Here is a 12,801-nt window from a genome sequence, read left to right on the forward strand (position 1 = left end):
GGCCCACCCGCGCCCACCAGCGCCCACCCGCCATGCCCCGAACCAAAGCCGACCAGCCCGCCGCGCCCGCCCTGGGCAACGCCAACGAAAACGATGCGGACAACGCGCGCGGTGCGTCGGTGGAGGAAATCGCCGACCGCATCCTGACCGCGATCTGGGAACACCGGCTGCCGCCCGGCACCAAGCTGGTCGAGGAAAAACTGGGCGGCGTGTTCGGCGTCAGCCGCACCAAGGTGCGGCTCGCCTTCGGCAAGCTGGCCCACGAAGGCGTGCTGACGGTGCACCCGAACCGCGGCACCTTCGTATCGAGCCCGAGCGTGGCCGAAGCGCGGCAGGTGCTGCATTCGCGCCGCCTGCTCGAACCTGCGCTGGTGCGTGACCTTGCCGGCGCGATCGGTCCGGCCGGGCTGAAGGCGCTGCGCGCGACCACGCGCGAGGAAGCGCAGGCGCGCGACAGCAACGACCGGCGCGCCATCATCCGGCTGTCCGGCGAATTCCATTGCAGGCTGGCGGAACTGACCGGCAACCAGTACCTGGGCAAGTACATGCGCGAACTGTGCTCGCTGACGTGCCTGATCATCGCGCTGTATGACGCGCCGGGCGTGCCGTCGTGCCCGCATCACGAGCATGACGACATCGTCGATGCGCTGGAAGCCGGCGACGGCGAGCGCGTGGCGCGGCTGATGGACGAGCACCTCGAGCATGTCGAGAGCACGTTGCGGCTGGAATTGCCGGCTGAAGAGAAAGTGGACCTGGAAGCGGTGTTCGCGGCGGTGTAAGGCCGGCATCATTCCCGCAGCGCGCGGGAATGATACGTTGACAGCAAACGCTCAGCGGTGCTCGATGCGCGCCGCCAGCGCCTGCGCCAGGCCGATCGTGGGCTTGGCATCCGGACGCCGGAACGTGCCCGCGGTGGCCTTGCGCGGCTGCAGCGCGACCAGTGCCTCGGCCTGCTTGACCGCGGCGGCCATCTGGTCGACCACCGGTACCGGGATGCGGTCGCGCACGCGCGCGGCCAGGCCCGCCAGCGGCGCGCCGGCCAGGATCACCACGTCGGCCTCGTCTTCCACCACGGCGCGGTTGGCCAGTTCCACCAGCACCGCTTCCTTTTCTTCCTGCACGTCCGAGACCGAGGCAAAGCTGCCGTCGAGCATGCGGATGCCGGCCAGCCGGCCGCGCAGGCCGTGCATGTCCACGCATTCCTCGTACCACGGCCCGAGCGCGCGCGCGAAGGTGACGATCGAGAAGCGCCGGCCCAGCATGCAGGCCGATAGCATGGCCGCCTCGGCCATGCCTACCACCGGCAGGTCGAACAGCTCGCGCGCGCCCATCAGGCCGGGATCGCCAAAGGCGGCGATGATCGCGGCATCGAATTCGGTGTGGCGTTCCGCCAGCATCTCCAGCGCAATGGCGCCGCCGATCTGCGCCTCGGCGCGCGTGGCGATATAGGGCACGCCACGGCTGGCGGTCAGCGGCACCAGCTCGGTGCCGGGCGCTGCCACCGGGGTGGCCGCGGCCATCAGCCGCGCGGTGATGCCTTCGCTGGTATTGGGATTGAGGACAAGGATTCGCATATCGTTGTTATCCGTGGTTATCCGTAGTTAGCCGCGCAGTTAGCCATTCGTGCCGGGCCGCACCGCGAGCACGCGTTCGGCGAGCCGGGCCGCGGCCAGCACGGTGCGGTCGGCGCCGCGCGGGCCGGCGATCTGCAGGCCCACCGGCAGGCCGTCGCGGCCGCTGCCGCAAGGTACCGAAATCGCCGGTGCCAGCGCATGGTTGAAGAATGGGGTGAAGACCGCATGGGCGCGCGGCTCGACGGCAACGCCACCGATCCGTTCGGGCCCCAGCCGGTCGTTGCGCCATGCCACGCAAGGCGTGGTCGGGCACAGCAGCAAGTCGTAGCGGGTAAAGAACTCCGCCATGGCCAGTGCAACCTGGTGGCTGGCTTCGCGGGCACGCGCCACATCGGCGCCGGTCCACGCCAGCCCGCGCTCGATCTGGCGCGCGATATCGGGATCGAACACATCGGGATCGCGGCGCCAGGCTTCGCCGTAGAGATTGGCCAGCCCCACATGCTGCAGCGGCATCAGCGCTGCCTCGTCGGTGCCCTGGGGCCAGGCCGGGTCGGCCAGCTCGATGCTCAGGCCTGCCGCCTGCAGCCGCGCCACGGCGCTCGCGCAGGCTTCGGCGACGTCATCGTCGACCGGCGTGTCGAACCCCAGCCGCGGGCTCAGCGCGATCCGCAGCGTATGCAGCGGGCGCTCGGCCGCGAGACTGAAGCCCAGCGTATCGGGGTCGCGCGCATCGGCGCCGGCCAGCGCCTCGAACATCAGCGCCGCATCGCTCACGGTGCGCGTGATCGGCGCGATCACCTGGATGCCATTGAAGGCGTGGGCAAAGCCGATCGAATCGGGGATCGCGCCGTACGACGGCTTGAAGCCGACCACGCCGGCATGGGCGGGCGGGCGCCGGCTGGAGCCGCCGCCATCCGTGCCCAGCGCCAATGGCGCCATGCCGGCGGCCACCGCCACCGCGCAGCCGCCGGATGACCCGCCGGCGGTCAGCGTGGCGTCGAGCGGATGGCGCGTCAGGCCGTAGACCTTGTTGGTGGTCAGGCCCTTGCAGGCGAACTCCGAGGTATTGCCCATGCCGAGCACGATCGCGCCGGCGCGGCGCAGGCGCTCGACGGCAATCGCGTCGGCCGGCGCGATAAAGTCGCGGTACAGCTGCGAGCCCTGCGTGACGCGGCGGCCCTGGCTCCAGATCACGTCCTTGACGATCACCGGCACGCCCGCCAGCAGCGGGCGCTCGCCCTGTGCCAGCCGTGCGCGCAGTTGCGCCAGGTCGGCGTCGACCAGCTCCTGGCGTTGTTCGAAGACGGCGTTGAGCTGGTCGTTGCGCGCCGCGATGCGGGCCTGGAACGCCGCCACCACTTCGGCGGGATCGAGGCGGCCGGCGGCCACGCGGCCGGCGATGGTGGCGGCGTCCAGGCTATTGGTCAGTTCCATATCGGCAGTGTCGGTCAAGTTGTCGAAAAAGCCAGCGCCCTCACAGGCTGCCGCCCGAAGTGCGGTAGCGCGGCCGCGCCATCTCCGGCAGCGCGCACGGCAGGAACTCGCCATGGCCAGCCTCGGCGCGCACTTCGCCTTCATGCGCGACGACCTTGCCGCGCACCAGCGTGGTCACCGGCCAGCCGGTCACGCGCTGTCCTTCATACGGCGTGTAGTCGACCGCATGGTGCAGCCCGGTATTGCGGATCTGCACCTCGCGCTGCGGATCCCACAGCACCAGGTCGGCATCGGCGCCGATGGCGATGGTGCCCTTGCGCGGGTGCAGGCCGTACAGCTTGGCGGGATTGGTCGAGGTCAGCGCCACGAACTGGTTCACCGAGATGCGCCCGCCGTTGACGCCCGCCGAGAACAGCAGCGGCAGCCGCGTCTCGAGGCCCGGAATGCCGTTGGGGATGTACTGGAACGGCACTTCCTTGCCACCGGGCTTCTTGCCCGCGGGATCGTCGTAGCGGAACGGCGCGTGGTCGGACGAGAAGATCGTGAACAGGCCGTCGGCCAGCCCGTCCCAGATCACCTCCTGGTTGCTGCGGTCGCGCGGCGGCGGGCTGCACACGCACTTGGCGCCGTGGTAGCCGGGCTGGTCCAGGTCCTCGGCGGTCAGGAACAGGTACTGCGGGCAGGTCTCGGCAAAGATCTTCATGCCGCGGTTGCGCGCCCAGCGGATCTGCTCCACCGCTTCCTTGCCGGAGACGTGGACGATCAGGATCGGCACGTCGACCAGCTCGGAGAAGGTGATGGCGCGGTGCGTGGCCTCGCGCTCGATCGCCATCGGCCGGGCCAGCGCATGGAAGCGCGGCGCGGTGTTGCCGGCGGCCTCGAGCTTGTCGGTCAGCCACGCGATGCAGTCGGAATTCTCGGCATGCACCATCACCAGCGCGCCTTCCTGGCGCGCCACCGACAGCACCTCGAGGATCTGGCGGTCGTCGAGCTTGAGGTCGTCGTAGGTCATGTAGATCTTGAACGACGAATAGCCCTCGCGGATCAGCCCCGGCAGCTCGTCCTGCAGCACGGCATGGGTCGGGTCGGCAACGATCAGGTGGAAGGCGTAGTCGACCACCGACTTGCCGCCAGCGCGCCGATGGTAGTCCTCCACCGCCGCGCGCAGCGAATGGCCCTTCTCCTGCGCGGCGAACGGGATCACGGTGGTGGTGCCGCCGCACGCGGCCGAGACCGAGCCGGTGCGGAAGTCGTCGGCCATCCTGAGGCCGTCCGGCATGGGCTGGTCCAGGTGGCAGTGCGCATCGACGCCGCCCGGCAGCACCAGCTTGCCGCTGGCGTCGATAACCTGCGCGGCATCGCCCAGGTCAAGCCCGAGCTGCACGATGCGGCCGCCGTTGATGGCGATATCGCACTGCATGGTATCGCTGGCGGTCACCACGGTGCCGTTGCGGATGATCAGGTCGAACTGTTTCACGATGTTGGTCACGAAAGGAAATGAAGGAGCGCGCGCGGGCGCGCCCCGGGCTGGTTATGAGCGGTCCGCGTCGGACAGGTGCATGCGTGCGGTTTCGCGTGCCGCGGCCGCGGCGACCGCGATCAGCGCGCACACCACCGCCAGGTAGATCGCCACGGGGGCGGTGCTGCCAAAGCGGTCGAGCAGGCCGATTGCGATCAGCGGGGCCAGCGCGCCGCCGAACACGCCGGCGAACTGGAAGCCGAGCGAGGCACCGGTGACGCGCACCCGGGTGGCAAACAGCTCGGGCAGGAACGAGGCCAGCGGCGAGAACATGAACGACACCAGCACCATGCCGACAAACGAGGCCAGCATGATCAGCGCCGGGCTGCCGGTCTGGACCATGGAGAAGAAGACAAAGGCCCACACCGCGCCGCCGATGCCGCCGATCATCAGCACCGGGCGGCGCCCGATGCGGTCCGCCAGCAGGCCGGCGATCGGGATGAACAGGATCTGCGCCACCGCGCCCAGCAGCACGGCGTTGAGCGCGATGCTCTTGGGCAGGCCCAGCTTGGTCGGCACGAAGTAAAGCAGGAACAGCGTGAACACGTAGAAGGCGATGTCGCCGCCGAGCCGCGCGCCGAACGCGATCAGCAGCTGCTTCTTGTAGTTGCGCAGCACTTCCATGATGGGCGCGCGCGCTTCGGCATGCGATTCCTCCAGCTTCTCGAACATGCCGGATTCCCGCACGTTGGAGCGGATGTAGAGCCCGACGCCGACCAGCAGCGCCGACAGCAGGAACGGCACGCGCCAGCCCCAGCTGAGGAAGGCTTCTTCGGACACCTGCCACGTCACCAGCGCAAAGATGCCGTTGGCCAGCAGCAGGCCGATCGGCGCCGCCAGTTGCACCAGGCTGCCGAGGATGCCGCGCCGCTTACCTTCGGGATCGAGCTCGTTGACCATGATCGCGGCCCCGCCCCACTCGCCGCCCAGCGCCAGGCCCTGCACCACGCGCAGCAGCACCAGCAGCAGCGGCGCCAGCGCGCCGGCCGTGGCATAGGTCGGCAGCAGGCCGATGCCGAAAGTGGCCAGGCCCATCATCAGCAGCGTGATGATCAGGATCGACTTGCGGCCCATCTTGTCGCCGTAGTGGCCGAAGATCGCAGCACCCAGCGGCCGCGCCACGAACGCCACGCCATAGCTGGCGAAGGACAACAGCGTCGCGGTGAGCGGATCGCTCTGCGGGAAGAACAGCTTGGGGAAGACCAGCGCGGCGGCCGATCCGTAGATGAAGTGGTCGTAAAACTCCAGCGTGGTGCCGGCCAGGCTGGCACCGGCGACGCGCGCGACTGACTGTTTCTGGGCCGACGCGCCTTTTCCCGCGGCGTCGATGCTGACTGCTTGCATGGTGGTCCTCCAATGGTCCCTGGCCTGCCCGCTGCGCACCGGTCTCCGGCTGCGCGCTGGGTTGTCTCTGGACGGGGCATGCGTGTGCCTCGCCTCTGCTCAGTACATTAGGCCATAAACCGCCATACAATCAAGCAAAATATTGTTTGTCAGATGTGGTGCATATGCATGCTGGATCTTGGTGCGGTGCACTAAAGCGGTATCGGCTGCCAAATGGCTTGGCTCGCTGGCGCCGGATTCGGGTAAACACGGAGCCGTCGTGGCACGGACAAAAAAAACGGCGCATGCCCAAAGGCATGCGCCGTTTTTTATGTGAAGCGCTGAGGTCGCGTCAGACCACGATGGTCTGGGCCTCGCCCTCGGCACGTTCGCGGATCTCGCCGATCTGCCACACGGCTTCGCCGGCGGCCTGCAGGTGGCGGATGGCGCGTTCGGCATCTTCCTTGGCCACGATCACCACCATGCCGATGCCGCAGTTGAAGACGCGGTGCATTTCGTCGTCGGCCACGCGGCCCTGCGCCTGCAGCCACTGGAACAGCGGCGGCAGGGTCCAGGCATCGCGCTGCAGCACGGCGGTCACGTTCTGCGCCAGCACGCGCGGCACGTTCTCGGTCAGGCCGCCGCCGGTGATGTGGGCCATGCCCTTGACTGGCAGGGTCTCGATCAGAGACAGCAGCGGCTTCACGTAGATGCGCGTGGGCGCCATGATGGCGTCCTGCAGGCGCTGGCCGTGGAAGTCGGCGTTCAGGTCCGGCCTGGCCACCTCGATGATCTTGCGCACCAGCGAGTAGCCGTTGGAATGCGCGCCCGACGACGCCAGGCCCAGCACCACGTCGCCCGGGGTGATGGTGCTGCCGTCGATGATCTTCTCTTCTCGACCGCGCCGACGGCAAAGCCGGCCAGGTCGTATTCGCCGTCCGGGTACATGCTCGGCATTTCAGCGGTCTCGCCGCCAATCAGCGCGCAGCCGGCCAGCTCGCAACCGCGGGCGATGCCCTGGATCACGGTGGCGGCGGTGTCGACGTCCAGCTTGCCGCAGGCGAAGTAGTCCAGGAAGAACAGCGGCTCGGCGCCCTGCACCAGGATGTCGTTGACACTCATCGCGACCAGGTCCTGGCCGACGGTGTCATGGCGGTTCAGCTGGAACGCCAGCTTGAGCTTGGTGCCCACGCCATCGGTGCCCGAGACCAGCACGGGCTCCTGGAATTTCTTCGACAGCTCGAACAGCGCGCCGAACCCGCCGATGCCGGCCATCACGCCTTCGCGCATGGTGCGCTTGGCGAACGGCTTGATGCGGTCGACCAGCGCGTCGCCGGCGTCGATGTCAACACCGGCGTCGCGGTAGGAAAGGCCTGCCTGGCCGTCGGTCGGGGATGCGCTCATGGGAACCTGCTTGTCCTGGAGGAAATAAAGTGAGGAATCCGGCGCTCGGGCCAGCACAGCTTCCGTCGCTTGGCATCGGAAGGCGGGCGCGAGTCCAGTAGAATCGCAATTTTAACGGATAGAGGCCCCCGGCTTCCAGTTTCCGGTCCCACCTGCCGCAAACCCGCCACGCTGCCCCCCGCCTGACCATTGATGAACGCCCCGCTGCTGAACCAAGAGACCAAACGCATCCTGCTCTGGATCGCAGTGGCCATCGCGCTGTTCGCCGCGATCATCGCGCTGGCGCCGGTGCTGACGCCGTTCCTGTTCGCGTTCATCTTCGCCTATATCCTGAACCCCGGCGTCGACTGGCTGCAGCGCCGGCGCGTGCCGCGCGCGATCGGCGTGTCGCTGATGATCCTGCTGCTGACGGTAATCTGCGTGATGCTGCTGCTGCTGCTGATCGCGGTGCTCCAGCGCGAGATCCCGCAGATCCGCGAACAGTTGCCGGTCCTGCTGAAGAAGCTCAACTCCGTGGTGTCGCCGCGGCTGGCAGAGTTCGGGGTGCGCATCCGCTTTGACTTCCCGGGCCTGCGCAACATGATGTCGGACCGCTTCGCGGCCAGCCCCGAAGACCTGCTGGTGGTGCTGCTGAATTACGTCAAGATGTCGGGTTCGGCGCTGATCACGGTGGCCGGCATCATCTTCATCGTGCCGATCGTCATGTTCTACCTGATGATGGACTGGCACATGGTGATGCGCCGCATCGAGGGCGTGGTGCCGCGCCGCTGGGTGCCCAAGGTGCGCGAGCTGACCAATGAAACCGACGCACTGCTGTCGCAATACCTGCGCGGCCAGATCCTGGTGATGGTGATCCTGGCGGCGATCTACTCGATCGGCCTGACCATCGCCGGCTTCGATATCGGCGTGCCGGTCGGGGTCTTCACCGGGCTGGCGGTGTTCATCCCGTATATCGGCTTCGGGGTCGGGCTGGTCATGGCGATCCTGGCCGCGCTGCTGCAGTTCGGCAACTGGTACGGGCTGGCCGCGGTGGCCGTGGTCTATGGCTTCGGCCAGTTCATCGAAAGCTTCTACCTGACGCCGCGGCTGGTGGGCGAGCGCATCGGGCTGCACCCGCTGGTGGTGATCTTCGCGCTGCTCGCCTTCGGCCAGCTGTTCGGCTTCTTCGGCGTGCTGCTGGCGCTGCCGACGTGCGCGGTGCTGCTGGTCGGCGCGCGCCAGCTGCGCCGGGTTTACCTGGCCAGCGACCTGTACCGAAAATAACGACTACCAGCACCAGTCTTAGCATCACCGACCCCGACGCCACCCCGCAAGTTAGCCATACGCCATGTCCCCGCGTCCCAACAAGCAACTGTCGCTCGAGCTGGGCAGCCCGCCGCCTTCGACCTTCGAGAACTTCGTGGTGGCGTCCAACCGCGAGCCGGTGCAGCGCCTGCAGGAGCTGCCCGCCGCGGTCGCGCAGGAGCGCGCCACCGACCGGCTGGTCTACCTGTGGGGCGAGGTCGGCTGCGGCCGCACCCACCTGCTGCACGCGGTCTGCGAGGCCGCACCGCAGCATGGCATCCGCTCGCGCTACCTGAGCCCGCACCACCCGTTGTCCGACTTCCTGTTCGACCCGTGGTGCCAGCTCTACACCGTCGACGACGTCGAACTGCTGGACGAAGCGCGCCAGATCGCGGTGTTCTCGCTGTACAACGAGGTGCGCGCCCATGTGCGCACCGCGCTGGTGGTTGCCGGCGGCCTGGCCCCGCGCGCCATGCCGGTGCGGGAAGACCTGCGCACCCGGCTGGGCTGGGGCCTGGTGTACCAGGTCGCGCCGCTGTCCGACGACGACAAGAAGGCTGCAGTGCTGCAAGCGGCACGCGAGCGCGGCCTGCAGCTGTCGCCCGAGATCACGCACTGGCTGGTCACACGCCACTATCGCGACATGCCCAGCCTGATGGCGCTGCTCGACGCGCTCGACACCTATTCGCTCGAACGCAAGCGGCCGGTCACGCTGCCGCTGCTGCGCGAGATGTTCGCTGAATTCCGGGATTAGGCTATGGCCCCGCCCGTTCCCTTACCCCCATCCTGCCTTAAGGTAAAATCGCGCCCCATGAATCTGGCACTCTTTGACCTCGACCACACCCTGATCCCGACCGACAGCGACCATGAATGGGGCCGCTTCCTGGTCCGCCTGGGCATCGTCGACGAGGAAATTTACCGGCAGAAGAACGACGAGTTCTACAACCACTACAAGGCGGGCACGCTGGACATCCAGGCGTTCCTGCGCTTCGCGCTGGGGCCGCTGGCGGCCAACCCGCGCGACCGGCTCGACGCCATGCGCATGCAGTTCATGCACGAGGTGATCGACCCGGTCATCACGCCGCAGGCGCGCGCGCTGGTCTACAAGCACATCGAGGCCGGCGACCTGTGCGCGGTGGTGACCGCCACCAACAGCTTCGTCACGGCGCCGATCGCCGCCGCCTTCGGCATCAAGCACCTGATCGCGACCGAGCCCGCCACCATCGACGGCAAGCCGGAAAGCCAGTTCACCGGCGATGTCTTCGGCGTGCCCAGCTTCCGCGAAGGCAAGATCACCCGCGTCGAAGCCTGGCTCAAGGCCCAGGGCGCGGGCTGGGACAACTTCGAGACCACCACCTTCTACAGCGACTCGGCCAACGACCTGCCCCTGCTGGAAAAGGTCTCCGAGCCGATCGCCACCAATCCGGACGATCGCCTGCGCCACCACGCCGCCGCGGCCGGCTGGCGCATCATGGATCTGTTCTGACGTGATCAAGAAGCTCATTACCCGGCTGCTGGGCAAGCCCGGCCCCAAGCAGCGCCGCACCGGCCGCGCCCATACGCCGCGCATCGTCAACGTGGACGAGCACCAGATCGACCCCACGCTGCTGTCGCGCAATGCTGTCAAGGTCACTTCCACGCTGCAGCAGGCCGGCTACCAGGCCTATATCGTCGGCGGCGCCGTGCGCGACCTGCTGCTCGGCATCAAGCCCAAGGATTTCGACGTCGCGACCAACGCCACGCCCGAGCAGGTGCAGTCGCTGTTCCGCCGCTCGCGCATCATCGGCCGCCGCTTCCAGATCGTGCACGTGACCTTCTACGGCGGGCGCGAGCAGGAAATCATCGAGGTCTCGACCTTCCGCGCGCTGGTCGACGCCATCGCCAGCGAGACCCTGCCCGAAGGCCGACGCCTGAAGCGCGCCGAGCTCGACAGCAAGACCCATGCGATCGACGCCTCGGGCCGCGTGCTGCGCGACAACGTGTGGGGCTCGCAGGCCGAAGACGCGGAACGCCGCGACTTCACCATCAACGCGATGTACTACGACCCGGCCGCGCAGACCGTGCATGACTACCATCGCGGCATGGAAGACATCCGCGCGCGCACGCTGCGCATGATCGGCGACCCGGCCACGCGCTACCGCGAAGACCCGGTGCGGATGCTGCGCGTGGTGCGCTTCGCCGCCAAGACCGGCTTCGATATCGACGAGGCCACGCGCCACCCGGTCGCCAGCCTGGCCGAGCTGATCCACAACGTGCCGAGCGCACGCGTGTTCGACGAGATGCTCAAGCTGCTGATGTCCGGCCACGCCTGGGCCTCGCTGCAGGAGCTGCGCAAGGCTGGCCTGCACAAGGGCCTGCTGCCGCTGCTGGACGTGGCGCTGGAGCAGCCCATGGGCCAGCGCTTCGTGCAGCTGGCGCTGGACAACACCGACCGGCGCGTGCAGGCCGGCAAGCCGGTTTCGCCGGGCTTCCTGTTCGCCGCGCTGCTGTGGCACCACGTGCTGCAGCGCTGGAACCAGCTGCGCGAGGAAGGCGAGCACGCCATCGCCGCGCTCAACAGCGCCATGGACTCGGTGCTGGAAAAGCAGACCGGCCAGCTCGCGATCCAGCGCCGCTTCGTCACCGACATGCGCGATATCTGGGGCATGCAGCCGCGCTTCGAGAAGCGCGTGGGCCGCATGCCATTCCGCCTGCTGGAGTCGCCGCGCTTCCGCGCCGGCTACGATTTCCTGCAGCTGCGCTGCCAGTCCGGCGAGTTGCCGGAAGAGCTGGCCGCCTGGTGGCAGGACTTCCAGAACGCCGAGCCGCATGAGCGTGAAGACCTGATCGACGCCGTGCGCAGCGCGCGGGGCCAGGGTGGCGGCCAGGGCGGAGCCCAGGGTGCGGAAGGCGAAGGCCCGGCGCGCAAGAAGCGCCGCCGACGCAGTCCGCGGAAATCGGATAAAGTTTCTTCCCGGAGCGACTCGGACGCGGGCCAGCCAGCACATGCCGGCCCCGGCCAGCCGGAGGAAACGTAAATGACTCTCGCCTTCATCGGCATCGGCGCCAATCTTGGCGATGCGCGCCAGGCAATCAAGGACGCGATCGTGTGCCTGGCCCAGCAGGTCGGCATCACGGTGCTGGCCCGTTCCTCGCTCTATCGCACCGCGCCGGTCGATGCAGGCGGCGACGACTACTACAACGCGGTGGTCAAGGTGCAGACCTCGTTCACCGCAGCGCAGCTCTTGCGCATCTGCCACCACATCGAGGACCAGTTCGGCCGCGAGCGCCCGTTCCGCAACGCGCCGCGCACGCTCGACCTGGATCTCCTTGTGTTCGGCAACGAACAATGCGATGACGAGCACCTGACCGTGCCGCATCCGCGCGTGACCGAGCGCGCCTTCGCGCTGGTGCCGCTGGTGGAGCTTGACGCCGAGCTGTCGATCCCGGGGCGCGGCCGCGCCGCCGACTTCCTGGCCGGCGTGGCGTCCCAGCGCATCGAGAAAGTCTCCACCTGCAAGTGCCTGCGCCTGCAGGCCGAGGGCGGGGCCGGCCGTACCGGCTGAGGCCACAGCCACGCCATCCGCGCGAAGCGCCATGCTCGATCACCTGCGCCGCATCGTCGTCGAAGGCCCCGTCGGATCGGGCAAGACCTCGCTGGCCCAGCGCCTGGCGCGCACGCTGCAGGCGCACGAGCTGCCTGACTGCGCGCGCCGCAGTCCCTTCCTGGAACCGTTCTACCGCGATCCCGCGCGCCACGCGCTGGCAATGCAGCTGTGGTGCCTGACCCAGCGCGCCGTGCAGCTGCAGCAATGGCAGGCCGCGCTGCTGGCCGGCCAGCGCATGGTGACCAATTTCCTGATGGCGAAGGACCGCCTGCACGCGGCGCTGACGCTGGCGCCTGACGAACTGGTGCTGTACGACGCCATTGCCGCACGCTTCAGCCTGCCGCCGCAGCGGGTCGACCTGGTCATCGTGCTGCAGGCCACGCCGTCGCTGCTGCGCGAGCGCATCGTGCGCCGCGGCGAGCCGGGCGAGGCCGGCATCGACGAACACTACCTGCAGCGGCTGGCCGACGCCTACGGCGAACTGTTCCACCGCTACGACGAGGCCCCGGTGCTGGTCGTCGATACCGCCCACTTCAATCCGGTGGACAACGATGACGATTTCCGTACACTACTGTCGCGCATTGAAAACATGCGCGGCCGCAAGGCCTTTCTCAATCTCGCTGCGCCCTGACAGGCCCCGCCTGCCAGCCACAACACAATAACGACGGCAGCCGTT

At 68.2% G+C, this 12,801-nt stretch carries 11 protein-coding genes and 1 pseudogene; 7 read left to right on the forward strand and 5 right to left on the reverse strand.

All coding sequences use genetic code 11. The features are described from left to right. The first annotated feature begins 32 nt into the window (after nt 1-32). A complete protein-coding gene (locus tag JTE92_RS26895; RefSeq protein ID WP_063240216.1) occupies nt 33-779 on the forward strand; it encodes a GntR family transcriptional regulator in 747 nt (248 codons plus the stop codon). Between the two features lie 51 nt (nt 780-830). Here JTE92_RS26895 and JTE92_RS26900 read toward each other — a convergent pair whose 3' ends face one another. The 5 genes and pseudogenes from JTE92_RS26900 to purM all read right to left on the reverse strand — a co-directional run bounded on the left by JTE92_RS26900 (nt 831) and on the right by purM (nt 7,254). Beyond that, nucleotides 831-1,574, reverse strand: coding sequence for an aspartate/glutamate racemase family protein (locus JTE92_RS26900; protein ID WP_063240217.1), 744 nt, complete (start codon nt 1,572-1,574; stop codon nt 831-833). 39 nt (nt 1,575-1,613) lie between these two features. After that, complete coding sequence (locus JTE92_RS26905; protein WP_063240218.1) at nt 1,614-3,008, reverse strand: amidase; 1,395 nt, start codon at nt 3,006-3,008, stop codon at nt 1,614-1,616. A gap of 40 nt (nt 3,009-3,048) precedes the next feature. Then, a complete protein-coding gene (hydA, locus tag JTE92_RS26910; RefSeq protein ID WP_063240257.1) occupies nt 3,049-4,485 on the reverse strand; it encodes a dihydropyrimidinase in 1,437 nt (478 codons plus the stop codon). Nucleotides 4,486-4,539: 54 nt separating this feature from the next. Then, nucleotides 4,540-5,871, reverse strand: a complete 1,332-nt coding sequence (locus JTE92_RS26915; protein ID WP_063240219.1) for an MFS transporter — start codon at nt 5,869-5,871, stop codon at nt 4,540-4,542. Between the two features lie 331 nt (nt 5,872-6,202). Further along, nucleotides 6,203-7,254, reverse strand: a pseudogene (gene purM / locus JTE92_RS26920) (phosphoribosylformylglycinamidine cyclo-ligase). Between the two features lie 192 nt (nt 7,255-7,446). Between purM and JTE92_RS26925 the strand changes: the two are divergent. The 6 genes from JTE92_RS26925 (at nt 7,447) to JTE92_RS26950 (ending at nt 12,756) form a co-directional block, all read left to right on the forward strand. Further along, complete coding sequence (locus JTE92_RS26925) at nt 7,447-8,517, forward strand: AI-2E family transporter (RefSeq protein ID WP_063240221.1); 1,071 nt, start codon at nt 7,447-7,449, stop codon at nt 8,515-8,517. A 64-nt stretch (nt 8,518-8,581) separates the two neighbouring features. After that, nucleotides 8,582-9,292, forward strand: a complete 711-nt coding sequence (gene hda / locus JTE92_RS26930; RefSeq protein ID WP_029048934.1) for a DnaA regulatory inactivator Hda — start codon at nt 8,582-8,584, stop codon at nt 9,290-9,292. Nucleotides 9,293-9,349: 57 nt separating this feature from the next. Beyond that, on the forward strand, nt 9,350-10,024 hold the full coding sequence (locus JTE92_RS26935) for a histidinol-phosphatase (RefSeq protein ID WP_063240222.1): 675 nt from the start codon (nt 9,350-9,352) through the stop codon (nt 10,022-10,024). Between the two features lies 1 nt (nt 10,025). Continuing rightward, nucleotides 10,026-11,555 (forward strand): polynucleotide adenylyltransferase PcnB, encoded by a 1,530-nt coding sequence (gene pcnB, locus JTE92_RS26940; protein WP_063240223.1) that lies wholly within the window; start codon nt 10,026-10,028, stop codon nt 11,553-11,555. Further along, on the forward strand, nt 11,556-12,083 hold the full coding sequence (gene folK / locus JTE92_RS26945; protein WP_063240224.1) for a 2-amino-4-hydroxy-6-hydroxymethyldihydropteridine diphosphokinase: 528 nt from the start codon (nt 11,556-11,558) through the stop codon (nt 12,081-12,083). Between the two features lie 31 nt (nt 12,084-12,114). Then, the gene (locus JTE92_RS26950; RefSeq protein ID WP_063240225.1) at nt 12,115-12,756 is read left to right on the forward strand and encodes a deoxynucleoside kinase; all 642 of its coding nucleotides are present in this window, start codon (nt 12,115-12,117) and stop codon (nt 12,754-12,756) included. Nucleotides 12,757-12,801: the final 45 nt, after the last annotated feature.

The organism is Cupriavidus oxalaticus (assembly GCF_016894385.1).
Lineage (GTDB): Bacteria > Pseudomonadota > Gammaproteobacteria > Burkholderiales > Burkholderiaceae > Cupriavidus > Cupriavidus oxalaticus.

Excerpts from the sequence above, each read along its gene's own strand:
- JTE92_RS26900 (WP_063240217.1), bottom strand. The coding sequence starts at position 1,574 with ATGCGAATCCTTGTCCTCAATCCCAATACCAGCGAAGGCATCACCGCG.
- JTE92_RS26905 (WP_063240218.1), bottom strand. The coding sequence starts at position 3,008 with ATGGAACTGACCAATAGCCTGGACGCCGCCACCATCGCCGGCCGCGTG.
- JTE92_RS26935 (WP_063240222.1), top strand. The coding sequence starts at position 9,350 with ATGAATCTGGCACTCTTTGACCTCGACCACACCCTGATCCCGACCGAC.
- JTE92_RS26925 (WP_063240221.1), top strand. The coding sequence starts at position 7,447 with ATGAACGCCCCGCTGCTGAACCAAGAGACCAAACGCATCCTGCTCTGG.
- JTE92_RS26915 (WP_063240219.1), bottom strand. The coding sequence starts at position 5,871 with ATGCAAGCAGTCAGCATCGACGCCGCGGGAAAAGGCGCGTCGGCCCAG.
- hda (WP_029048934.1), top strand. The coding sequence starts at position 8,582 with ATGTCCCCGCGTCCCAACAAGCAACTGTCGCTCGAGCTGGGCAGCCCG.
- folK (WP_063240224.1), top strand. The coding sequence starts at position 11,556 with ATGACTCTCGCCTTCATCGGCATCGGCGCCAATCTTGGCGATGCGCGC.
- JTE92_RS26895 (WP_063240216.1), top strand. The coding sequence starts at position 33 with ATGCCCCGAACCAAAGCCGACCAGCCCGCCGCGCCCGCCCTGGGCAAC.
- JTE92_RS26950 (WP_063240225.1), top strand. The coding sequence starts at position 12,115 with ATGCTCGATCACCTGCGCCGCATCGTCGTCGAAGGCCCCGTCGGATCG.